The organism is Actinoplanes sp. ATCC 53533, from assembly GCF_003947245.1.
This window is the reverse complement of record NZ_QHHV01000075.1, coordinates 19,517-41,430: the sequence shown is the minus strand read 5'-3', so window position 1 is coordinate 41,430 and position 21,914 is coordinate 19,517. Positions and strand designations below refer to the sequence as shown.

26 protein-coding genes are annotated in these 21,914 nt (G+C 71.2%); 12 read left to right on the top strand and 14 right to left on the bottom strand.

Translation table 11 applies throughout. The features are described from left to right. Nucleotides 1-6: 6 nt before the first annotated feature. From DMB66_RS25115 to DMB66_RS25095, 5 genes are all read right to left on the bottom strand, one after another. Nucleotides 7-1,125, bottom strand: coding sequence for a bifunctional RNase H/acid phosphatase (locus DMB66_RS25115; protein WP_125806578.1), 1,119 nt, complete (start codon nucleotides 1,123-1,125; stop codon nucleotides 7-9). Continuing rightward, entirely contained in the window at nucleotides 1,122-1,856 is a 735-nt protein-coding gene (locus tag DMB66_RS25110; RefSeq protein ID WP_125806577.1) for a zinc ribbon domain-containing protein, read from the bottom strand. Before DMB66_RS25110 ends, DMB66_RS25115 begins: the two co-directional genes overlap by 4 nt. Before the next feature lie 12 nt (nucleotides 1,857-1,868). After that, nucleotides 1,869-2,714, bottom strand: coding sequence for a Nif3-like dinuclear metal center hexameric protein (locus DMB66_RS25105; RefSeq protein WP_125806576.1), 846 nt, complete (start codon nucleotides 2,712-2,714; stop codon nucleotides 1,869-1,871). A 64-nt stretch (nucleotides 2,715-2,778) separates the two neighbouring features. Next, on the bottom strand, nucleotides 2,779-3,363 hold the full coding sequence (locus DMB66_RS25100) for a flavoprotein (RefSeq protein WP_125806575.1): 585 nt from the start codon (nucleotides 3,361-3,363) through the stop codon (nucleotides 2,779-2,781). 16 nt (nucleotides 3,364-3,379) lie between these two features. Further along, nucleotides 3,380-4,609: a helix-turn-helix domain-containing protein gene (locus tag DMB66_RS25095; protein WP_125806574.1), complete on the bottom strand. Its 1,230-nt coding sequence runs from the start codon at nucleotides 4,607-4,609 to the stop codon at nucleotides 3,380-3,382. Between the two features lie 245 nt (nucleotides 4,610-4,854). Between DMB66_RS25095 and DMB66_RS25090 the strand changes: the two genes are divergently transcribed. Both DMB66_RS25090 and DMB66_RS25085 read left to right on the top strand, forming a co-directional pair. Further along, nucleotides 4,855-5,550: a bifunctional DNA primase/polymerase gene (locus DMB66_RS25090; RefSeq protein ID WP_125806573.1), complete on the top strand. Its 696-nt coding sequence runs from the start codon at nucleotides 4,855-4,857 to the stop codon at nucleotides 5,548-5,550. A 252-nt stretch (nucleotides 5,551-5,802) separates the two neighbouring features. Then, entirely contained in the window at nucleotides 5,803-6,651 is an 849-nt protein-coding gene (locus tag DMB66_RS25085) for a bifunctional 2-polyprenyl-6-hydroxyphenol methylase/3-demethylubiquinol 3-O-methyltransferase UbiG (protein WP_125806572.1), read from the top strand. A 65-nt stretch (nucleotides 6,652-6,716) separates the two neighbouring features. Here the strand turns inward: DMB66_RS25085 and DMB66_RS25080 are convergent, their stop codons facing one another. Further along, on the bottom strand, nucleotides 6,717-7,295 hold the full coding sequence (locus DMB66_RS25080; RefSeq protein WP_125806571.1) for a helix-turn-helix domain-containing protein: 579 nt from the start codon (nucleotides 7,293-7,295) through the stop codon (nucleotides 6,717-6,719). 47 nt (nucleotides 7,296-7,342) lie between these two features. Here DMB66_RS25080 and DMB66_RS25075 point away from each other — a divergent pair, with 47 nt between their 5' ends. Further along, nucleotides 7,343-8,269 (top strand): NAD(P)/FAD-dependent oxidoreductase, encoded by a 927-nt coding sequence (locus DMB66_RS25075; RefSeq protein WP_125806570.1) that lies wholly within the window; start codon nucleotides 7,343-7,345, stop codon nucleotides 8,267-8,269. 255 nt (nucleotides 8,270-8,524) lie between these two features. Here the strand turns inward: DMB66_RS25075 and DMB66_RS25065 are convergent, their stop codons facing one another. The 3 genes from DMB66_RS25065 to DMB66_RS25055 form a co-directional block, all read right to left on the bottom strand. After that, nucleotides 8,525-9,388: a hypothetical protein gene (locus DMB66_RS25065; RefSeq protein WP_233624822.1), complete on the bottom strand. Its 864-nt coding sequence runs from the start codon at nucleotides 9,386-9,388 to the stop codon at nucleotides 8,525-8,527. A 462-nt stretch (nucleotides 9,389-9,850) separates the two neighbouring features. Continuing rightward, complete coding sequence (locus DMB66_RS25060; RefSeq protein ID WP_125806569.1) at nucleotides 9,851-10,399, bottom strand: hypothetical protein; 549 nt, start codon at nucleotides 10,397-10,399, stop codon at nucleotides 9,851-9,853. Between the two features lie 152 nt (nucleotides 10,400-10,551). Next, nucleotides 10,552-11,178: a maleylpyruvate isomerase family mycothiol-dependent enzyme gene (locus DMB66_RS25055; protein ID WP_158647349.1), complete on the bottom strand. Its 627-nt coding sequence runs from the start codon at nucleotides 11,176-11,178 to the stop codon at nucleotides 10,552-10,554. A gap of 193 nt (nucleotides 11,179-11,371) precedes the next feature. On the opposite strand from DMB66_RS25055, the gene DMB66_RS65305 reads away from it, so the two are divergent. Together DMB66_RS65305 and DMB66_RS25050 are read left to right on the top strand one after the other, a co-directional pair. Then, complete coding sequence (locus tag DMB66_RS65305) at nucleotides 11,372-11,503, top strand: hypothetical protein (RefSeq protein WP_255440920.1); 132 nt, start codon at nucleotides 11,372-11,374, stop codon at nucleotides 11,501-11,503. Between the two features lie 58 nt (nucleotides 11,504-11,561). Further along, entirely contained in the window at nucleotides 11,562-11,906 is a 345-nt protein-coding gene (locus DMB66_RS25050; RefSeq protein WP_125806567.1) for a hypothetical protein, read from the top strand. 17 nt (nucleotides 11,907-11,923) lie between these two features. Here DMB66_RS25050 and DMB66_RS25045 read toward each other — a convergent pair whose 3' ends face one another. Continuing rightward, complete coding sequence (locus tag DMB66_RS25045; RefSeq protein ID WP_125806566.1) at nucleotides 11,924-12,517, bottom strand: TetR/AcrR family transcriptional regulator; 594 nt, start codon at nucleotides 12,515-12,517, stop codon at nucleotides 11,924-11,926. Nucleotides 12,518-12,678: 161 nt separating this feature from the next. Here DMB66_RS25045 and DMB66_RS25040 point away from each other — a divergent pair, with 161 nt between their 5' ends. The 6 genes from DMB66_RS25040 to DMB66_RS25015 all read left to right on the top strand — a co-directional run bounded on the left by DMB66_RS25040 (nucleotide 12,679) and on the right by DMB66_RS25015 (nucleotide 18,211). Then, entirely contained in the window at nucleotides 12,679-13,581 is a 903-nt protein-coding gene (locus DMB66_RS25040; RefSeq protein ID WP_125806565.1) for an NADP-dependent oxidoreductase, read from the top strand. Nucleotides 13,582-13,846: 265 nt separating this feature from the next. Continuing rightward, entirely contained in the window at nucleotides 13,847-14,611 is a 765-nt protein-coding gene (locus DMB66_RS25035) for a 3-oxoacyl-ACP reductase family protein (protein WP_125806564.1), read from the top strand. A gap of 68 nt (nucleotides 14,612-14,679) precedes the next feature. After that, complete coding sequence (locus tag DMB66_RS25030) at nucleotides 14,680-15,627, top strand: alpha/beta fold hydrolase (RefSeq protein ID WP_125806563.1); 948 nt, start codon at nucleotides 14,680-14,682, stop codon at nucleotides 15,625-15,627. A gap of 174 nt (nucleotides 15,628-15,801) precedes the next feature. Then, on the top strand, nucleotides 15,802-16,314 hold the full coding sequence (locus DMB66_RS25025; protein ID WP_370319128.1) for an NUDIX domain-containing protein: 513 nt from the start codon (nucleotides 15,802-15,804) through the stop codon (nucleotides 16,312-16,314). A gap of 282 nt (nucleotides 16,315-16,596) precedes the next feature. Continuing rightward, nucleotides 16,597-17,820 carry an MFS transporter gene (locus tag DMB66_RS25020; RefSeq protein ID WP_125806562.1) on the top strand — a complete coding sequence of 408 codons (1,224 nt, stop codon included), beginning with the start codon at nucleotides 16,597-16,599 and terminating at the stop codon, nucleotides 17,818-17,820. A 34-nt stretch (nucleotides 17,821-17,854) separates the two neighbouring features. Further along, complete coding sequence (locus DMB66_RS25015) at nucleotides 17,855-18,211, top strand: hypothetical protein (RefSeq protein WP_199752617.1); 357 nt, start codon at nucleotides 17,855-17,857, stop codon at nucleotides 18,209-18,211. Here the strand turns inward: DMB66_RS25015 and DMB66_RS25010 are convergent. Continuing rightward, nucleotides 18,184-18,684: a DUF402 domain-containing protein gene (locus tag DMB66_RS25010; RefSeq protein ID WP_125806561.1), complete on the bottom strand. Its 501-nt coding sequence runs from the start codon at nucleotides 18,682-18,684 to the stop codon at nucleotides 18,184-18,186. The genes DMB66_RS25015 and DMB66_RS25010 overlap by 28 nt on opposite strands. A gap of 143 nt (nucleotides 18,685-18,827) precedes the next feature. Further along, nucleotides 18,828-19,229: a cupin domain-containing protein gene (locus DMB66_RS25005; protein ID WP_125806560.1), complete on the bottom strand. Its 402-nt coding sequence runs from the start codon at nucleotides 19,227-19,229 to the stop codon at nucleotides 18,828-18,830. Nucleotides 19,230-19,369: 140 nt separating this feature from the next. On the opposite strand from DMB66_RS25005, the gene DMB66_RS25000 reads away from it, so the two are divergent. Then, the gene (locus DMB66_RS25000) at nucleotides 19,370-20,239 is read left to right on the top strand and encodes a helix-turn-helix transcriptional regulator (RefSeq protein WP_125806559.1); all 870 of its coding nucleotides are present in this window, start codon (nucleotides 19,370-19,372) and stop codon (nucleotides 20,237-20,239) included. Between the two features lie 44 nt (nucleotides 20,240-20,283). On the opposite strand, the gene DMB66_RS24995 is transcribed toward DMB66_RS25000, so the two are convergent. Together DMB66_RS24995 and DMB66_RS24990 are read right to left on the bottom strand one after the other, a co-directional pair. Continuing rightward, nucleotides 20,284-20,847 (bottom strand): isochorismatase family protein, encoded by a 564-nt coding sequence (locus DMB66_RS24995; RefSeq protein WP_125806558.1) that lies wholly within the window; start codon nucleotides 20,845-20,847, stop codon nucleotides 20,284-20,286. Nucleotides 20,848-21,010: 163 nt separating this feature from the next. Then, entirely contained in the window at nucleotides 21,011-21,907 is an 897-nt protein-coding gene (locus DMB66_RS24990; RefSeq protein ID WP_125806557.1) for a hypothetical protein, read from the bottom strand. Nucleotides 21,908-21,914: the final 7 nt, after the last annotated feature.

Sequence of the window (21,914 nt, the reverse complement as noted above, 5' to 3'; positions counted from 1 at the left end):
AATACCTCAGCGCAGGTGGGCTGTCTCGTTCACCGAGCGGACCGCGATGCCGCCGTCGGGCCACATGTCCATGGTGGAGACGCCGGCCGCGTCCAGGAACAGCCGGTGCAGGAAGGCGTCACCCGCGGCCAGCGCGTCGCGCAGGATCAGCTTGATCGGCGAGACGTGCGAGACCACGACCACGGTGCCCGACGGGTACGCCGACTGCAGGGTGGCCAGCGCGCCGCGTACCCGTTTGGCCACGGCCTTGAAGGACTCCCCACCCGGCGGGGCGACGCTGGTCGAATCCAGCCAGCGGTCCAGCTCGGCCGGCGAGCGCTCGCGGACCTCCGCGAACGTCAGGCCCTCCCAGTCGCCGAAGTCGCACTCGATCAGCTCCGGCAGCACGGTGACCGTGACGTTGCCCAGCTCGGCGGCGATCAGCTCGGCGGTGCGCGTACACCTCCGCAAGGGTGAGGAGACGACGGCCGTGACGTCGCGCGAGATGCCCGCCACCCGCCCGGCCGCGGCCATCGCCTGGGCCTCGCCCTGCTCGGAGAGCGGGACGTCGCCGCGCCCGGAATAGCGGCCCTGCACGGTCAGCGCGGTCTCGCCGTGGCGGACCAGGATGAGCCGGGTCGCGGTCTCCAGCGACGGCGGGGCCCAGTTCTTCGGGGCCTTGGCCTCGGTCGGGGAGGCGAAGGCCGGGGTGTCCGAGGGGACCCGCTTGCCGGCCGCCTCGTCCATCGCGCGGTTGGCCAGCGCGTCGGCCAGCTTGTTGCGCTCGCGCGGGATCCAGTCGAAGGTCACCGCCGCGAAGCCGTCCACGAGCTTCGCCGCCTCGGCGGCCAGCGGGCGCAGACCCGGGTTCTTGATCTGCCACCGGCCGGACATCTGCTCGATAACCAGCTTGGAGTCCATCCGCACGTCGACCCGGGTGGCGCCCAGCTCGGCGGCGGCGCGCAGGCCGGCGATCAAGCCGGAATACTCGGCGACGTTGTTGGTGGTGACGCCCAGCGCGGCATACCGCTCCAGCAGCACCTCGCCGGCGCCCTCGGTCAGCACGACAGCGCCGTAGCCGGCCGGTCCGGGGTTGCCCCGAGACCCGCCGTCGGCCTCGACGGTGACCCGCAGCTCGGTGCTCATAGGCCGGATTCCGCGGTACGGACCATGATCCGACGGCATTCCTCGCAGCGGACGACCTCGTCGGCGGGCGCGGACTTCACCCGGGCCAGGTCGGCGCCGTACAGCTCGATGCGGCAGCCGCCGCAGCGGCCGGCGCGCAGCAGCGCGGCGCCCAGGCCCGAATCCTGGCGGATCTTGTCGTACAGGGTGACCAGGTCGGACGGCAGGTCGGCCGCGAGCGGGGCCCGCGACTGCGTCTTGAACTCCCGCTCCTTGTTGATCTCGTCGGTCGCCTCGTCGCGCCTGGCCTCGGCCGCGGACCGCCGGCCGCCCGCCTCGGTGAGCTTCTTCTTCACGTCGTTGAGCGCCTGCTCGGCGCTCTCCCGCTGCTCCATCAGCTCCAGCTCGGCGTCCTCCAGCTCGGACTGGCGGCGGTTCAGCGTGGCCAGTTCGTGCTGCAGGCCCTCGATCTCCCGCAGCGCGCCGCCGGCGTTCAGCCGGGCCTCGTCGCGGCTCTTGCGGGTGCGGACCTGCTCGATGTCCTTCTCGAAGCGGGCGATGTCGCGGTCGAGGTCGTCGACGGCCACCTGGGCGCGGACCCGCTCGTCCTCCAGCGCGGACAGCTCGCGGGAGATCGTGGCGATCTCCGCCAGCTCCGGCAGCGACTTGAGGCGGTGGGCGAGCTGTGCCAGGGCGATGTCGACGGCCTGCAGATCGAGGAGTCGGCGCTGGTCTTTCGGGGCGGCCTTCACGGCAGGTACTCCTTATTTTCCGCTGACCGCGTGCACGGTCCAGGGGTCGGTGTCGAGGTCGGACACGAGGGCCGTGACCGGGAACTGGGCGCGCAGCCAGCCTGCGAGGTCGTCGAGCCAGGGGCGTTCGGTGGCCCAGTGCGCGACGTCGAGCAGCGCCGGGCCGCCGGCGGCGAGATTCTCACTGACGGGATGGTGCCGCAGGTCCGCGCAGAGATAAGCGTCCACCCCCGCGGCGGCGGCCGCGGACAGGAACGAGTCGCCCGCGCCGCCCAGGACCGCCAGGGTACGGATCAGCCGCTCGGGGTCGCCGGCCGCACGCACCCCGCCCGCGGTGGCCGGGAGCCGCCGCGCCGCGAAGGAGGTCAGCTCGGCCAGCGTCATCGGGGCGGCCAGCTCGCCGATCCGGCCGAAGCCTCGGCCGTCGCCCGCCGCCGGGCTGCCCGGCGCCGCCGGGAGCAGCGGGCGCGGGTTTACCAGATCCAGGCGGGTGACCAGGGAATCGGCGACTCCCGGGTTGGCGACGTCGGCGTTGGTATGGGCCGTGTAGACGGCGACACCGGCCTTGATCAGGCGATGCACGAGGCGGCCCTTGGAGGTGTCCGGGGAGAGCGAGGAGACGCCCCTGAGCAGCAACGGGTGGTTGGCGACGATCAGGTCGGCGCCGACGGCGACCGCCTCCTCGACGGTTGCCGCCACGCAGTCCACCACGCAGAGGATGGTGCGCACCGGGGTGTCGAACTCGCCGAGGACGAGGCCGACCCTGTCCCACTGCTCGGCCCAGGCGTGCGGAAAACGGGCGTCGAGGGCGCCCACGACGTCACGGACGGTCGGCGGCGCATCGGCGGTATCGGTCACGGCCGCCAACTCTACTCAATCCACGAACTTGCCTTTTTGTTTTCCGCCGCGGGTTGGCAGAGCTTTAGGAACGGGCTCCCGGCTCGACTCGGTTGTCGGTCTGGAAACGGGTGTGCAGGGCCTGCAGCGCTCGCCGCCACGGGAACTGGCTCCGGAAACGATCGTTCTGTCCCGGTCCGCCGAGCCGTACGACGTCGTCGCCGTAAAGCACCTGAACGCCCCAGTTGCGCAGTCTGGCCATGCTCTCGTGCAGCGTGGGGTGCAGGGCCATGACCTTGTTCGTGTACGGCACCACGACGGTCGGAATGCTGAAGCCGTACCCCTCGACCAGCAGCCCGAGCACCAGGGTGTCGGTGATGCCGGCGGACCACTTGTTGATGGTGTTGACCGTCGCCGGGGCCACGATCATCGCGTTGGCCGGCGGCAGCAGGTCATCGTCGCCGGGGTTCTTGTAGTAGCTGCGTACGGCGTGCCCCGTCTGGGCCTGCAGCGCGGCGGCGTCGACGAACTTGCGCCCGTCCGGCGTGGTGATCACACAGACCTCCCAGCCGTCACGCTGCGCCAGGTCGACGAGGATGCCGACATCGCGGGCGATGGGCGAGCCGCACACGAGGATGTACAGCACGCCGGGTGAGGTGTCGACGCTCATCACCCGAGAACCCACCTCATACGCCGACTCCCATCTGCTCTGCCAGCTCCGCGATCGGCGCCGGCGGTGTGCCCCGGGTGCGTCGCAGCACGTCGGAGATGACCTCGTGGGCGAGCGGCCGGCAGCGGATCTCCGAGGGGGCGAGCCGATCGCCCTCCAGCAGCATCTCGCTGGCCTTCTCCACGTCGCCGACCTGCGTGTAGCCCCGGGCGATGTCCAGGTAGTGGTGGGCGCGGCGCTCCGGCAGCATCGCGGCGAAGTGCTCCTGGTTGATCCGGTTGTGCGTCTCGATCGCCTTGCCGCCGTCGCCGAGCTCGACCGCGGCGGCGGCCCGGTGCAGCTCCACGTTGGTCGGCCCGAAGGACGTCCAGTAGTAGTTGTAGTCACCACCGAGCGCGCCGGCCGCCTGCTCGGCGCCGCACACCAGGTCACGGACCGTGGCGCTGTCGCCGATCCGGGCGGCGGCCATGGCGCCGGTGAGCAGCAGCAGGCCGTAGACCGAGAGCCGTTCCGGGGTGGCCGCCTCGGGCGTCAACGGCGCGAGCCGGTTGGCGATGTTGACGTTGACTTCGAGGGCCGAGCGGACCCGGCCGAGTGAGAGCAGCGCCATGCCGACCCGGTGACTCGCCATCCCGGCGAGCAGCTGGTCGCCGGCGCGCTGCGAGACCGCGATCGAGCGGTCCGCGGCCAGCCAGGACAGCTCGTGCTCGCCGACCTTGCGCAGCGCCGACGAGGCGATCTGGTAGACCTGCCCGAGCAGGTGGGCCGCGGCGCGAGCGTCCTCGCCGCTGGCGTTGGCGCTGTCCGCCGCCTGGGCGTCGCGCAGCAGCTGGGGAAGTTTGCGGGCGAGGACGCCGTACTTGGCGTGCTGGTAGGTCAACCAGGCGTGGCTCACCGCCTTGTGCATCTCGATCAGCGGCGGCGCCACCGGCACGGGATTGAAGAACGCGCTCATCTGGTCGTACCGCTCCAGCGCCGCGCGGATCTCCTCGACCTCGACCTGGTCTATGCAGTTCTGCGTCTCCGGCTTGCGCTCGACGTCCTTGCCCAGCAGCAGCTGGACGTCGATCTGCAGGACGTCGGCGATCTCATAGACGACGGAGAACTTGTCGAGCCGGCGGACGCCGCGCTCCACCTTGTCGACCCAGCTCTTCGACTTGCCCAACCTGTCCGCGAAGACCTGCTGGGACATCTTTCGGCGACCGCGCCAGTATGCGACTCGGCGGCCGATCGGCAGCTCGTCCACGGTGCCTCCCCCACTCATCCGGCGACCCCCGCCGGTGAGCATTTCGGTGTATCAGCCGCAGTGTGGACCTCACTCCTCAGTGCGGGTCGCACAAGCTGTGTGATCGTCTGCTCACCGATGCTCGATAGTTTCTCATGCAAGTTGCAAAACGTGATCTGCCCGAACAAACGAGGCGTGTCGAGCTTGGTAACGGCCGTCGCACCTGCTAAAGCGGCCACAAGTGCCGGATCGGGGGTATTCCGACCATGCAGTGGAACAACCGATGGCCGATCGGCCCATGGGAGTTCATGGATCGGCTGCGACTGCGGCGAGCCGCCCTGCGGTACGCCGGCAGAGGCTGGGCCGTGACACCGGGCGCCTATCTGGCCGGCCACCGCTTCGCCTGCGGCCGGCCCGGCTGCCCGATCATGGGCTGCCATCCGGCCATCGAGTCCTGGGAGGACGATTCCAGCACCGACCCGGTGCGGGTGGCGCGCTGGTGGCACCGTCGGCCGTACACGGTGCTGCTGGCCACCGGCTGGAAGTTCGACGTGCTGGAAGTGCCCGCGGCCGTCGGCCTGCGGGTGCTGGGCGCGGTGCGCCTGCACACCGGCGTGCTCGGCCCGGCCAGCGGCGACGCGCACGGTCCGGTCGCGGTGACGCCGTCCGGCCGCTGGATGTTCCTGGTGCGGCCGGGCGCCGACCTGCGGCCGGAGCTCGGATCCTGCCTGGACGTTCTGCGGCACGGTCGCGGCTCGTGGATCCCGGCGGCACCCAGCCGTACGCCCGAGGGCCCGGTGCGCTGGGCCGTCTCCCCGGAGCAGACCGGCTGGCACCTGCCCGAATCGGCGGTCGTGCAGGCGATGCTGCTGGACGCGTTGGAGACGCTCGGCCGCCGGCCGCAGCCCGCCGTCGCGGTGAGCGTGCCCCGGCAGATGTCGACTGCCCGCCGGGCCGCCTGACCGGGCGCCGCCGGACGCCGCGAACCCGCCGCCGCCCGGATCGTTGATCCTCGCAGCGGACGACCTCCGGGCATGGTCAGCAGCGCTCATGTCAGGTGACAACCTATTTGCCTACCTTGGGGTAGCGAGTCACCCGAATGGGTGATTGCCTGCTCAGGCCCCCTGGGATGGGGCCGACGTGATCACCAAGAGGTACGTCGCGCCCGCTACGCGCGGATCATTTCGTTCGCCAAGGACCTCTAAGGTGTCCACATGGGGCACTCACCCGACTCCGTGGACTGGGCCGAGTACGGTCCCGACCTGATCGCCGACGCCGAGATCAACGCCCCGATGGTGAACCGGGCGCTGGAGTGGCTGTCCCGGCGCGTGCCGCAGGCCGGCCTGATCCTCGATGTGGGCAGCGGGCCCGGCGTCGCTGCCTGCAGGTTCGCCCAGTTGCTGCCCGGCGCGACCGTGGTGGCGGCGGACGGCGCCGCGCCGCTGCTGGCGCTGGCCCGCGAGCGGGCGGAGCGGCTCGGCGTCGGCGACCAGCTCACCACCCGGGAGGTACGGCTACCGGAGGGCATTGCCGCCCTGCCCCGGGCCGACCTGATCTGGGTCGGGGGCGTTGCGCACCATCTGCCAGATCCGGCGGCGGGGATCCGGGCGTTCGGCGAGCTGCTCCGGCCCGGCGGCGTGCTCGCGCTGCGCGAGGGCGGGCTGCCGCTGCACTATCTGCCGGCGGCCGCGGACGACGGACTCACCGCCCGGATCAACGGGGTGGACCACAAGCTGTCCCACGATCACGCGCACCCGATGGGCGCCATCGTGGCGCCGCGCTCCTGGCCGGAGCTGCTCGCGGAGGCCGGGCTGACCGGGGTGCGGAGCCGCAGCTTCCTGCTGGACCTGCCGGCGCCGCTGGCCGACGCGGCCCGCCGCCACCTGGCCCGCACGCTGCACCGCACCCGGGAGTTGCTCGCGAAGCACCTGACCGCCGACGACGTCGACCGGCTGGACATCCTCACCGATCCGGAGCACCCGGAGAGCGTGCTGCGCCGCCGCGACGTCTTCATGCTGCGCGCGACGACGATCCACACCGCCGTCCGCACCCGCGGCCTCTGACTTTCTCGGTGGACGGCCTCTTTCTCAGTGGGCGGCCTCTCTCAGTGGGCGGCCTCTGACCTTGCTCAGTGGGTCGAGCGGGCCCGGACGTGCATACGCTCGCCTTGGCGGCCGAAGATGCTCAGGAACTCGACTGATTCGCCGTTGGCGCTGCCGAACCAGTGCGGAACCCGGGTGTCGAACTCGGCCGCCTCACCCTCCGGCAGGACCAGATCGTGCTCGCCGAGGACCAGCCGCAGCCGGCCATGCAGGACGTACAGCCACTCGTACCCCTCGTGGGTCTTCGGGTCCGGCTCGGCCGGCGGGCCGGCCACGATGATGTGCTTGAAGGCCTGCAGGCCGGTGGCCTGCCGGCTCAGCGGCAGGATGGTCTGGCCGCTGCGGTGCCGCAGCGGGCGGGCGTAGATCCGCGGATCGCCGGTGGGCGGGGCACCGACCAGCTCGTCCAGCGGCACCCGGTAGGCCCGGGCCAGCGGCAACAGCAGTTCCAGCGTGGCGCGCCGCTGGCCGGACTCGAGCCGGGAGAGCGTGCTCACGGAGATTCCGGTGATCTCCGACAGCGCCGCGAGCGTGGTGCCTTGTTCCTGCCGCAGCGCCCGTAACCGGGGCCCGACCGCTGCCAGCACGTCCTCATTTGCCGTCATGGCAACAAAGTTTGCCACTTTCCCCCCGCTGGGGCGACCGTCATGACATGACCTATGACGTGATCGTGATCGGCGGCGGGCCCGCCGGACTGAGCGGCGCGGTGGCCCTGAGCCGCGCACTACGCTCGGTGCTGGTAATCGACGCGGGCGAGCCCCGCAACGCGCCCGCCGACGGCATCCACAACTTCCTGACCCGAGACGACATCGCGCCGGCCGACTTCCGGGCGGCCGGCCAGACCGAGGTACGGCACTACGGCGGCGAGATCATCAAGGGCCGGGTGACCGGGGCCGGCCGCGACGGCGACCTGCTCACCGTGCGACTGGCCGACGGACGGTCGTACGCCGCCCGGCGCCTGCTGGTCACCACCGGGCTGACCGACGAGCTGCCGGACCTGCCCGGCCTGCGCGAACACTGGGGCCACGCCGTGGTGCACTGCCCGTACTGCCACGGCTTCGAGGTGCGCGGCCGGTCCATCGGCATCCTCGGCTCCTCACCGATGTCCCTGCACCAGGCGCTGATGTGGCGACAGTGGAGCGACGACATCACGCTGTTCCTGCACACCGCACCGGAGCCGGACGCGGAGCAGGCCCGGCAATTCGCGGCGCGCGGCATCACCGTGGTGACGGAGAAGGTCGCCGAGGTACTGGCCGAGGACGGCAAGCTGACCGGCGTACGGCTGACCAACGGCACCGTGGTCGCCCGCGACACCCTGGTCGTCGCCCCGCGCTTCGTCGCGAACGCGGAACCGCTACCGTCGCTGGGCCTGACCGCGACCGACAACGACTTCGGCAGCGCGGTAGCGGCCGAGCCCACCGGGCGCACGGCAGTGCCGGGGGTCTGGGTGGCCGGCAACGTCAGCGATCAGATGGCCCAAGTGATCAGCGCGGCCGCGGCCGGCCTGAACGTGGCCGCCCAGATCAACTCTGATCTGATCATGGAAGACACCACCCGGGCGGTAGCGGCTCTCGGCTAACCCACAGCCGACTGGACCGCAGCCGACTGGACCGCAATCGGCTGGACCGCAATCGGCTGGACCGCAGCCGGTTGGGCCGCAGCCGGAGCGAGCGCGACCCGGTTGGGCCACAGCCGGTTAGACCACAGCCGGGTAGGCCGCCACCCGAAGCAAGCGCGACCCGGTTGGGCCACAGCCGGTTGGGCCGCGACCGGGTAGGCCGCCACCCGCTGAGCCGCAGCCGGCTGGCGATCGGTGGTGGGTCCGGTTCGGGCTTCAGCGGTCGGCGGCCAGCTCTCGGTAGGCGGCGATCACCGCTGCCGTGCGTTCGGCCAGTTCGGGGCCGGCCTCGATCTGGGGTGGGCCGGCCGCCGTCAGGCGGGAGATGGCCAGTTCCGCTTGCCGGGCGGTTTCGCCGATGCCTTGCTCGCGGATGAGATTTTCGCCCGCCAGCGCGGCGGCGTTGATGCTCGCCAGGATGCGGTTGGCCGCCGCCGCGGTGGACCGCCAGAGCGCCTCGGCCTTCAGGCGTTGCTCGGCCAGGGCCCGCACGGCCGGGCTGTCCGCCGGCAGGTCGTGCCGCGTCGCCTGGGCGAGTTCCTCACGCAACCGGCGGATCTGCTGACGGCGGGCCATGATCCCGGCGAGTTCCGCCAGGGCCGCGGACAGGCTGCGGTCGGCGTCGTCCGGGTCGATCATGTGCCGAAGCGCGGGCCAGGTGCGCCGCACCCGCTTGGCCACGACGACGGCACGCTCGAAGGCGAGCCGTTCCTCGACGGCGTGCAGCACGTGCGAGCCCTCGCCCTTGGGCAGGGCGATGACCCCGGCCCGGGCGGCACGGGCCTGCTCAACCACGACAAAGGCGACGAGCGCCACCGAACCGCTCGCCGCCGCCCACCAGGCGATGCCGAGCGCGCTCAGCACCGCCGAGAGCACGACCAGCGCGAGGGTGAGCTGCGAGGCGAACCGGATCCGGTCCTCGCGGCTACGCCCGCTGGGCGGAACCGGCACGACCTCGGTGACAGATCCGCAGCGGGACCGCTTGGCCCGGCCGATGCGCATCTTGAGCGGAAGCGGCGACACGACGACCTTCTCCGCGTCGATGCCGATGTGCAGACCCTTGGGCCCCGGTGCCACCACGGTGCGCCCTTCCGTCTGCGGGTAGCTGAGCGGGCCCAGGCGCCGAGGGGGTGCACCCGGGCCCGCTCACTAGCGGAGCCGTCCGCCAGTGCCTGAAGGAATCGGGTGGCCACCGCCCTACTTGAGCCCGCCCCGGGTGCAGGGTGGGTGCATCCCTCCGGGCACGCCCCCTTCCAGGCACGGTCCGCTTCCGGCACTGTCACGACCAAGGCGATCACGACCAGGCGATCACGACCAGGCGCCGTGGCCGAGCGCCATGACCGAGCGCCATGACCAAGCGCCATGACCAAGCGCCATGACCAAGCGCCATGACCGAGCGCCATGACCAAGCGCCGTGACCAAGCGCCGTGACCAAGCGCCGTGACCAAGCGCCGTGACCAAGCGCCATGACCAAGCGCCATGACCAAGCCGGTAGCCCAGGTTGGGAGGACGCGGGCCGCGCGGACGACCCGCGTCCGCTGCTCACGCCGCCTCGGAGATCACCCCCGTTTCCTCGCCCGGACCACTGCCGCCGCCCTTTCTCGCGGTGACCGGCACGCCGTCCGGGGTGATGAGGCCGAGGTGCTCCAGCCGGGCGGTGATGCCGCCGCGGCTGCGGCCGAACTCCTCCATCAGCGCCTTCGGGCTCGCGCCCGCCCGGTGGCGCGCCGCCAGCCGTTCGTCGTCCTCGGCCGACCAGCGAACGCCCTGGTTACGATGACGCTTCGGCGGCAGCCCGGGCAGGGCCGACGGTGCCGTCGAGGTCAGGCGCTGGCGGCGCAGCGCGGCCAGGCCGGCCAGCGTCGAGGTCAGCGCGTCCGCCACCGGGGCCAGGTCGGTGGGCGACATCCCTCCGCTGATCTCGCTCACCACCTCGCCCGAGGCGTTCCAGCCGACCAGGGAGAGACCGATGCGGTCGTCGCCCGTGCCGGACGCGGTGAGCTGGTAGACGTGCGGGCCGACGGTCAGATGTCGCTCGACGCTGAGGTGTGGGCGGCGGTCGCTCTCAGGTGGGTACTCGTTGTCATCCATGCCGCGACGCTACGACCGGCCACCGACATTTTTCGGCCCGGCGTGGCGCGCGGTGAGACCGGCGTGGCGTCTCGAGGGCTCGGCAGAAACGCGGCAGAAACGGCGTGGACGCCGCATGGAGCGAGCGTGACCGTCCGATCAGGACCGCAAGCTCACGCCAGACGGTTGCGGAGGATCGGCACGCCGGGGCCGTCAAGCTCCGTCAGGGCCACGCCGCGGCCCGTCATCGCCAGCATCAGCGCCTCCGCCGGGCCGGCCACCAGCGGCCCCGATCCCGAGGACCACTCCAGGTCCGCCGCCTCGAAGCGCAGACCCGCCAGCCGTCTCCTCGTAGTGAAGCCGATCGCCCGCCCACCCACCAGGAAGTCCAGCGACATCCGCAGCCGCTCCGGCCGCAGCCCGTGCGGGAGGCCCAGCGGCCTCCGCATGTCCTGCCCGTGCACCTGCAGGTCGGTCAGTTGCCCCGGATAGCCGACGATCGGCGGCCGGAACGGGTTCTCCGCGTTGTCGCGCAGGCCCTGGGCCAGCTCGGCCGGCGGCCGCTCGGCCATCAGCACCGCGAGCCGCGAGTTGGCCTTGTGGATGTTGAAGCCACTGCGGGCGATCAGCGGCAGCACCGGCGTGGCCGGCTTGCCGATCGCCGCCAGCAGGTGACCCGCGACCTGCTTGACCGTCCACTCACCACACAGGCTCGGGGTTTCCAACTGCGCCGGGGTCAGCGATTCCACCAGATCAGCGACTCGGCGTCGTTCGTCGGCGATCGCGGGCTGGATATCCACAGGCACAGGTTAACGCCGCCGCGAGCATGGTCTTGGCCCGTACTCTGACCGGCGTGACGACCGACTGGACGGCCACGTCGCCGCGCAAGCGGATGGGCCTGCCCGACTACGACTTCAACACCCTGGGGCACGCGTCGTCGTTCTCGTTGCGGACCAGCACGTTCGAGGCGAACCCGCGGCACGCCGGGCCGGCGTGCTTCAGCGTGTTCGTCAACGACTCCTGGACATCGACCTGTTCTCCTTCGGCTACAACGCGGCCACGCCCGACTCGGCCTACGCGACCGCCGACGATCTGGTCGCCCACCTCGTGGACATCGTCTGCTAAAACGGCGACCTGCTATTGGACATCGGTCCCCACCCCGACGGCGCTATCCCGGAAAATCATGCAGCAGCGGCTGCGCGAGATCGGCGCCTGGCTAGCCGTCAACGGCGAAGCGATCTACGACACCACCTACCGGGCCAACGGCGCCGCCGACGGCAACCTACGGTTCACCATCCGGCCGAACGAAGCGTTCTACCTCCACTCGCTGACCCCGCCGGGCAGCACCGTGAGCTCCGGTATGCCAGTACCGATCCGCGACACCGACCAGATCACCGTGCTCGGATACCAGGGCCGCCCGCCGCGCTGGACCAGAAACCCCACCGACGGCATCACCATTGACGTGCCCACCGCCGCGCACGACGCCGGCAACCAACTCTGGACCTGCAAAGCAAGCAAGCGGCGCTGATCATTCGCCTCGTGGATTCAGGCGCTCGGCCACATGCTGAGGGCCTGGTCGGCGGCGCGGTGCAGGTCCTCGCGGCTGGCGCCGCCGGCGGCCTGCACCGATATGCCATGTGCGACGACCGTCAGGTAGCGGGCGAGGGAGTCCGCGTCGACCGCTGGGGGTAGGTCGCCGTCGGCCTGGGCGCGTGCGAAGCGTGCGCGCAGGGTTTCCACCGCGGCTTCTCGGCGGTCGGCTAGGTCGAGGCGGACCGGTTCGCTTTCCGGGCCGCAGGCCAGCGCGGACTGCACCAGCAGGCAACCGCGCGGACGGCCGGGGGTGGTGTTGGCGTCCACCGTTCCGTGCAGCAACGCCTCGGCCACCTGCCGGGAGGTGGGCAACTCCAGGGCCGGAGCGACGAAGGCTCCGGGACCCTCGATGTAGCGGTCGACCGCCTTGCGGAACAACTCTTCCTTGTTGCCGTACGCGGCGTAGATGCTGCGCCGGTTGATCCCCATCGCCTCGGTCAGCGCGGCGAGCGAGGCACCCTCGTAGCCCTCGGCCCAGAACAGCCGCATCGCGACGTCCAACGCCTCGTCGGTGTCGAACGACCGGGGCCGACCCGTCTTGGCCATCGAAGCCTCCTGAAGAAAATTTCGCCGCCGGAAGAAAACTGTTGGCTGGCTCAGGTTAGTGTCTCGTGGTTATAGTAACCGAGCGGTTCGGTTCGTAACTAGGGTGTCGAGGAGAGTCGCACCCCCCGGTAACGGGCGTTTAGCCCACGAGGAGGACTTCCATGCGAGCAGTGACTTATCACGAGTACGGCGACCCGTCGGTGTTGCGGGTCGAGGACATTCCCGAACCGCACGCCGGCCCCGGGCAGGTCCGGATCCGGGTCGAGGCGGCCAGCGTCAACCCGATCGACTGGAAGCTGCGGGCCGGTTATCTGCAGCAGGTGATGCCGTTGCGGTTCCCGGCGATCCCGGGACGCGACGCCGCGGGCGTGGTCGACGAGGTCGGCGACGGCGTGTCCGGCGCCACCGTCGGCGACCGGGTGTTCGGGCTGTCGGACACCGGAACCACCGCCGAGCGCGCGATACTCACCGCATGGGCAGCGGCCCCCGACGCGTGGACGCCGCAACAGGCCGCCGCCGCGGGCGCGTCGAGCGAGACCGCGATCCGCGTGCTGAACCTGCTGGGCGTCCGTGCGGGCAGCACCCTGCTGATCGAAGGTGCCGCCGGCGGCGTCGGCAGCGCCGCCGTCCAGATCGCCGTCGCGCGTGGCGCCACCGTGATCGGCACCGCCAGCGAGAACCACCACGACTTCCTGCGATCGCTGGGCGCCCTGCCCACCACCTACGGGCCCGGGCTGCCCGAACGGGTCAGCGCCCTGGCCCCCGGCGGCGTGGACTTCGCCTTCGACGTGGTGGGCTCCGGCTCGCTGCCAGACCTGATCAAGATCGCGACCAGCGCGGACAACGTCGTCAGCATCGCCGACTACACCGCCTCAGAACACGGCGTCCGCCTCACCACCGCCCCCGACGCGCCGGCGGAAGCCCTGGCCGAGGCCGCGACCCTGGGCGCAGCCGGCACATACGTCCCGCAGGTCACGGCCACCTACCCCATCGACAAGATCGCCGAGGCCCACGCCCACAGCCAGGCCGGCCACACCCGCGGCAAGGTCGTCATCACCGTCTGAACAGCCTCGCCTGCCCGGCGAGCCTCCTCGCCGCCACGGCCCCCATTGCTTGAGCTACCTGAGGCGACCCTGCCGAGCGCCTGACCCAACCGAGGCTCTGCGCAGGCCCCCTCGACCGGCACCCAGGGCGGGGCGACTGGAGCCGGGCGATCCTCGTCGCCGCCGGTTGCGCATCACGGACGGGCTTCGGTGGCAACTGCGCGCGTATAGAACCGAACGGATCGGTTTGTAAGTCCAACGTTGAAGAAGTCGGAGAACCCCACCCATGAGCACCCAACTCGCCCCCGGCACGGCACCAACCGGCGCACGGCCCCTCGCAGGCAAGACCGCCTTGGTCACGGGCGGATCCCGGGGCATCGGCGCCGCGATCGTGCGCCGCCTGAGCGCGGACGGTGCCCAGGTCGCCTTCACCTACGCCAACGCCATGGACCAGGCCGACGCCGTGGCCGAAGCGACAGGCGCCCTGGCCATACAGGCGGACAACGCGGACCACGATGCCGTCCGGGCCGCGGTCAGCCGCACCGCGGAACATTTCGGCGGACTGGACATCCTCGTCAACAACGCCGGTGTCGCCCACCTGGCGCCGATCGAGGACGTCTCGCTGCAGGAGTTCGACCGGCTGATCGCGGTCAACGTCCGGGGCGCGTTCAGTGCCATCCAGGCCGCCGCGGCCCACCTCGGCCAGGGAGGTCGCATCATCACCATCGGCAGCGTCAGCGCCGACCGCGCTCCCGGACCCGGCATCAGCGTCTACGCCCTGACGAAAGCCGCCGTCACCGGTTTCACCCGCGGCCTGGCCCGTGAGCTCGGCCCACGCGGCATCACCGTCAACACCGTGCAGCCCGGCCCGACCGATACGGACATGAACCCTGACTCCGGCCCGGCCGCGGAATGGATGAAGCAGCTTACGACGGTTGGCCACTACGGCAAGCCCGCCGACATCGCCAGCGCCGTCGCCTACCTCGCCAGCCCCGAAGCCCGGTTCGTCTCCGGCACCACCTGGAACGTCGACGGCGGCTCCTCGATCTGATCACCCACCCGAGGCACCCGCAACTCACCCGACCCCCGCGTTCGACACCCACGACAAGGAGCACCACCATGACCGCTTCCGCCGCAGCCACGACCCCCGCAGCCATCGAGTCGGAGGAGCCACTCAGCCCTGGCTACGACACGGCGACCAAGCACGACGCCGAGTTCAACAAGGACTTCCGGCACGGCTTCACCACCATCGACGACGTTCAGATGCACTACGTCATCGGCGGCCACGGCCCGCAGGTCATGGTGCTGCTGCACGGCTGGCCGCAGAGCTGGTACGAGTACCGCCAGATCATGCCCAAGCTGCTGCCCGGCCGCACCGTCATCGCCGTCGACCTGCCCGGCATGGGCGACTCGACCGGAACGCCGCCCTCCATGGTCAAGACGGTCCTGGCCGGCTACGTCCACCGGCTGCTCGACCACCTCGGTTGCCGCGAGAACGTGCAGGTCGTCGCGCACGACTTCGGCGTCGGCGTCGCCTACCCGCTGGCCGCCCAGTACCGCGAGCAGATCGCGGGGCTGTTCCTCATGGACTACGGCCTGCTCGGCAAGAACCTGAAGTTCGCCGCCCTGGAACCGATGTTCTGGCACAACTCGTTCAACAAGCAGCGCCCCCTCGCGGAGGAACTGGTCACCGGCCGGGAGGAGACCTTCCTCGCCTACTTCTTCCAGGGAATGCAGACCACCGGCGAGAACGTGACCGACGACGAACTGGCCGAGTTCGTCCGGGTGTACTCCCGCCCCCAGGTCCTGAAAGCCGGCTTCGAGCTCTACCGGTTCGAGACCGAGGAAGAGACCGACAACGCCACGCTGCAGGACACCCCGCTAACCATCCCGGTCCGCATGATCACCCAGGCCGGCCTCGCCGAGCTGGTCCTGCCACCCCTGCAGGACGCCGCCCCCGACGCCACCTCCGCCGACGTCCCCGGCGCCGGACACTTCCTCATGCACGAAGCACCCGACCACGTCATCGCCGAGATCAACGCCTTCTACCCCACCCCCACGACCTGACCGCACACCAAACGACTCCGCACGTCCGATGCGGACCCGCTCACGCAGACCGGCGACACCACCTACGAGCTCGACCCGGCGCACAAGCGGGTCGGCTTTGCCGCCCGGCACCACCGGCCAGGCCGACTCGCTTCCGTGCACGCTGTCGGCCGGACGACTCGCTAGCGTGCCCGTATGACCTCCGAAACGACTTCTCAGGCCGCGCCGGCCGTTCCGGTAGCAGAGTTCGATGCGGCGTTGCCGCGTAAGCGCATGGCCTCCACGGTCCTGCTGTTCGACGAGTCGGATCGGGTGCTCGTGGTGGAGCCGACGTACGTCGATTTCATGGAGCTGCCCGGCGGCTGCGTCGAGCTCGACGAGTCGCCTCGGCAGGCGGCCATTCGAGAGGTCAAGGAAGAACTCGGACTTGATCGGGATCCCGGCCGCTTGTTGGCCATCGATTGGGTTCCGCCGCGACCAGGGCGCAGTGAAGGTCTGATCGCGGTGTTCGACGGTGGCCGGCTGACCGCACAGGAGATCGCCGGTATTCGGTTGCCGGCCGACGAGCTTCGCTCGTATGCGTTTCTCCCGGCGGCCCAGGCCGCGCAGGCCTTGCCCGACTTGCTGGCACGGCGACTGCTGTCGTGCCTGGCCGCCAGGGACGCGGCGACCACCGTCTACCTGGAGAACGGCTCGTTGACGGGTTGACCTCACGCCATGATCTGCGACACCGCTGAAGTCCCAGCATGAATGGGGAGCTGCCCGGCGGGGTGGCCGAGGCCGAGCTACGCAGCTGGGCCTGGTCCGACCCCGGCGAGGCCGCGCAACGCCTGCCCCCACGCTCGCCCGCCGGGCCGCAGCCACCCTGCGGGCGGTTCACACCGGCGCCACGACCTACCTGGAGGACGGCCGGGCGCCGCCGGCAGGCATCGAAAGACAAAGATCCGACGATCCTTGACCGGATGTCACGGCCACGGCGAGAGTCGGGGTATGACCGTGGCGCCGGAGCAGTTGTGGCGCAACCGGGAGTTCAATCTGCTCTGGGTCAGCCAGTCGTTCTCCGACGTCGGCAACGCCATCGCCGCGTTGGCCGTGCCGCTGCTGGTGCTGGCCCTGACCGCCTCTCCGGTGCAGGCCGGGCTGGTCGTCACGGTCGGTCTGGTCACGACGGTCGTCTGCCGGCTGCCGGCCGGCGTGCTCGTCGACCGGGCCGACCGGCGCCGCATCATGCTGATCTGCGACGCGGTCCGGCTGGTCGCCTATCTCGCGCTCGGCGTCGCGGTGCTGCGCGAGCAGGCGACGCTCGGCCTGGTCTTCGTGGTCGTGGTGATCGGTTCGGCGGCCAACGCCTTCTTCGGTACGGCGGAATATTCCTGCATGCGCACCATCGTGCGGCCCCGGCAGCTACCGGCGGCGGTCGCGCGCAACGAAGCCCGCTCGTACGCGACCACTCTGGCCGGCCCGCCCCTCGGCGGCCTGCTGTTCGGCATCGGCCGGGCGTTGCCGTTCTTCGGCGACGCGGTGACCTTCCTGGCCTCGTTCGCCGGGGTCTGGTTGATCCGCCGTCCGTTGCAGGAGGCGCGGGACGTCGAGCCGGGCGGGCACGCGGCGGCCCTGGCCGAGGGCTTCCGGTTCGTGTTCGGCGATCCGTTCCTGCGGGCCGTCCTGTTCGTCGTCGCGCCGCTCAACCTGGCCATCCACGGCATCATCTTCACGATCATCGTGACGCTGCAGCGTGACCACGTAGCCCCGGGGATCATCGGCGGGGTCGAGGCCGTCGTCGCCGTCGGCGGCCTGCTGGGCGCGCTGGCCGCGCCCGCCCTGCAGCGGCGGCTGCCGTTGCCGGCGCTGATCCGCAGCATCTGCTGGACCGCCGCCCTGCTGATGTCGGCTAGCGCGTTGGTGATCCACAGCGTGGCCGCGGCGATCCCGGTGGGGCTGGTGGTGTTCCTGGGCCCGGCGTCGAACGCGGCGCTCTTCGGCCACCAGGCCGCGATCACGCCGGACCGGCTGCAGGGGCGGGTGGTCAGCGTGATCATCGTGGTCGCCACGTCGGTGGCGGCGGCCGCGCCGCTGATCGCGGGCGCACTGATCACCATCTGGGGTCCGCCGGTGCCGGTGCTGGTCTTCGCGGCCACGGTGGCGGGCGCGGCAGTCGCCGCGACCCTCAGCCGCGGGATCCGCTCGGTCCAGCCGGTTGAATATGACCCATGACAGCTGAGGGGCCGCCGCCCGCGGCGCAGGCGGCATGCCGATCCGCATGCCGGAGCAGATCGTGCACGGTGACCTGCTCGGCAACGTGCTGTTCGCCGACGGCCTGCCGCCCGCGGTGATCGACTGGCCGGCGTACTGGCGGCCGGTGGCGTGGGCGGCGGCGGTCGCGGCGGTGGACGCGATGGTGTGGCACGGCGCCGGCGCGGGGGTGATCGAGCGGTGGGCACATCTGCCGGAGTGGGGGCAGATGCTGCTCCGGGCCGCGATCTACCGGCTGGGCACGTGGGACGCGGCGGGATGGCCGCAGGAGCCGGAGGAGCCGTACCGGCCGGTGGTGGCGGAGATCGTCGGCTTCGCGGCCGGTCAGACCCGGTCGAGCCAGGTGACATAGTGCGAGCCGAACGGTTCGACGCGCTCGCGGGACGCGGTGAGGATCCGCTGGGCCGATTCGGCGGCCTGCGTGATCACCTCGGCCGGGTAGCCGTAGCTGACCTGATGGACGGCGAACTCGTCCTCGTCGAGCAACTCGACGCGGCCACGGTGGCTGCGGGTGACGTCCAGGTCGAGGTCCACGATGCTGACCTGCGCCGGACCGGTCCAGGCGGCCGGCGCGGTGATGTCGCAGTACATCTCGAGGCTGCGGGTCGGCGCGAAGAACATCGCGGTGAACCAGCCGTCGCGCGGGATGAGGCGCACGCCGCGGTGCCGGTCGATGCGGCTGACGCCGGCGGGGGCGTAGTAGACCTCCGTGCCGATCGGCGCGCCGAGCCAGGTCCCCCACTCGTCCTCACCGAGGCGCACCTCGACGGCCCGGCGGTGCAGCCTGCCGTCGTACTTGCGGAACACCACGTCGACCTCACCCATGCGGCGCACCCTAGCGGCGGCGCGCTATCCGCAGCGCCCGCATTGTGGGTCGGGTGAGCTGAACAGGCGAGTTGGAGATCAAGGACGTCTGGTCCGGACCAGCCTTCTGGCTGCGCTATCGCGCATATCCTCCCGGTCTTCGCTCAGTGAGCGTGATATTCCTCGTCGGTGACCAGGTCGCCCCACTCGCTCTCCGGGCCCTGGCCTTCGCCTGGTCCCTCCCACATGGCGAGGTGCACCATGAAGTCGCGCGGCGCGGCGCCGTGCCAGTGCCACTCGCCCGGCGGGGTGTAGATGGTGTCGCCGGGCCGGATCTCGATGATCTCGCCGCCCCTGGCCTGGATCAGCCCACGCCCGTCGGTGACGTGCAGTGTCTGCCCCACCGCGTGACAGTGCCAGGCCGTACGGGCGCAGGGCGCGAAGCGCACCGTGTTGACCCGCATCCGCGAGGGCTCCTCGCCCTTGGCGATGACGTCGAACCAGACGTCACCGGTGAACATCTCGGCCGGCCCCTTGGTGGATGGCGTCTTCGGTTGGATCTCCATCGGTCTTCTCCCCTGTGCGCGCCGGAGTCAGCTCGGGCAGATCCCAGCGAACCCGGCAAGCCTGGGTCCTGGGAGGGCCTGCCGAGGCAGGTACTGACAGAACCCCCTTGCCGCGCGGGCGCGGCCGTACGGTTGAGGGTGTGGACAACCGCAACGACATCCGCACCTTCCTGGCCTCGCGGCGCGCGAGGATCACCCCCGACCGGGCCGGCCTGCCGAACTACGGCGGCCATCGGCGGGTGCCCGGCCTGCGGCGCGAGGAGGTGGCCCTGCTCGCCGGCGTGAGCCCGGACTATTACACGCGGCTGGAGCGGGGCAATCTCGGCGGGGTCTCCGAGGGCGTCTTGGACGCGATCGCCCGGGCGTTGCAGCTCGACGAGGCCGAGCGCGCGCACCTGACCGACCTGGCCCGGGCCAGCAACACCCCGGCCCGCGCCCGGCGCCGCCCGGTCTCCCAGCGGATCCGCCCGGGCGTGCAGCAGTTGCTCGACGCGATGACCGACGCACCGGCCTTCGTCCGCAACGGCAGGCTGGACGTGCTCACCGCGAACCGGCTCGGCTACGCGCTCTACGCGCCGGTGTTCGACGGCCCGGCCACGCCGCCGAACCTGGCCCGCTTCGCCTTCCTGGACCCCAGGGCGACGGAGTTCTACCCCGAGTGGGAGGAGGCGGCGAACACGACGGTCGCGCTGCTGCACACCGAGGCCGGGCGGGACCCGTACGACCGAGGGCTGACCGACCTGGTCGGTGAGCTCTCCACCCGCAGCGAGACCTTCCGGGCCCGGTGGGCCGCCCACGACGTGCGGCTGCATCAGACCGGGACGAAACACCTGCGCCACCCGGTCGTCGGCGAGCTCAAGCTCGGTTTTGAGGCGATGCCGATGCCGGCCGACCCGGGCCTGACCCTCACGGCCTACAGCGCCGAGCCGGGCACGCCCTCCCAGGACGCGCTGCGGCTGCTCGCGAGCTGGTCCGCGACCCCGGAGCGGAGCATCATCGCCCCGGCCTAATGGCACGGCAGGCACCGCTGGCTCCGCCCAAGCGGACTGCTGCATCAAGCGGTGGCGGCAGTGAAGTCAACGGCCTCGGTCGGGACCGTGCCGGCGGTCCGTCCGGGGGCCGTGTGGTATTTCCAGTAGAGGTTTGTGTGGGCGATGACCAGGTCGGGCGAGGGCGCGCCCCACTCGCTCTGATCCTCGGTGGTGTGGGCGTCGCTGACCAGCGTCGCGTCGTAGCCCCGGACGATGGCTCCGTGCAGCGTCGAGCGGATGCACTCGTCGGTCTGCGCGCCGGTGACGATCAGGCGGCCCACCTTGTGCTCGGCGAGGACGGCCGCCAGGTCGGTCTCCTCGAAGGAGTCGGCGTATCTCTTGGGCACCAGTGGCTCGGCCTCCTCCCGGCTGAGCTCGGGGACGAACTGCCAGCCGTCGCTGCCCTGGAGCAGCTGCTCGCTGGAGTGCTGCACCCAGATGACCGGGGTGCCCTGGGCTCTGGCCTTGCCCACCAGGACGGCGATGTTGGCGACCACGCTGTCCCGGTGGTGAGCGCCGCCCACGACGTCGTTTTGCACGTCGATGACGAGCAATGCGGTGTTCGGACGGTCGGCCAGGGTCGTCATGGTGCACTCCTCCGCAACAGGGTTCGGACGTGCGATAACTCTAGGGCGGGGGTGTGACATTTCGCTGACGTCGCGCGCTACTGACCGTCGACCAGCTCGTCGATCTCGGCGAGCAGCTCCTCGGAGCGTTCGTCGGTGACGGCGTCCGGGCAGCATCCGGCCGTTACAGCAGGCCGTCGCCGGAGCGGTGCTGGGACAGCGGGATTCGCGCCAGTTCCGCCTCCGCCAGCACCTCGGCGGTCAGGTTCGGGGCAATGGTCAGGAAGCCGGGCGTGTCACCGTTCTCCAGGTCGAGCAGATCGACCCCGAGCGCGACCAGCGCGGCGTTCACCGCGCTGACCACCACGTGCTGCAGCCCCTCATCCCCGGCGTGGAGCGGGTCGTCGGCGCCGACCGGCTCGCCGCCGAACCGCTCGCGGTCCGCCTCGACGCAGCGGGACACGAAGGCGTCGTACTCCGGCACCGCCTCGCGTACCCGCCTCGCGCCGTCGGGCAGGATCCGCAGCCGCCCGAGCGCCTTGGCCGCCTCGGTGCGGGTGCACTTCCAGTCCAGGACGGTGAGCGCCCCGGCGTCGAGCAGCGCGTCGTGGAGAGCGCTGACCACGAGCGACGCCGCCTCCCAAGGGTCGGCGAACTGATCGTGGTACCGATCCGGCGCCAGCCACGCCAGACCGGCCCTGGTCGGCACCGCGCCGCCGTCGAGCGCGGCCAACCGCCGCGCCAACCGGTACGCCGGGCGGTCGGCCGCGTGTCGGGCGGCCAGTTCCGGGTCATGAGCGTCCCAGTCGACGACGACACCCGCCTGCGGCGCGACCTCCGCCAGCGCGCCGGACACGTTGCTTTCGAGCTCGGGCGTGTACGTGCCCGGGCCGCGCAGCACCAGCGGATCCGCGTGGTAGCGGCCCAGCCACCCGGCCGCGTCGCGAGACAACTCGACACACGCGTGATCGATACCGCTGTCGCGCAATGCCCGGGCCACCGCCGGCCACGGTGCCTGCCCGGCTCCGGCCAGAGCCGGGTCGACACCGGTCAGGGTGATGGTGAAATCGAGGACCGCCATGGGGCCC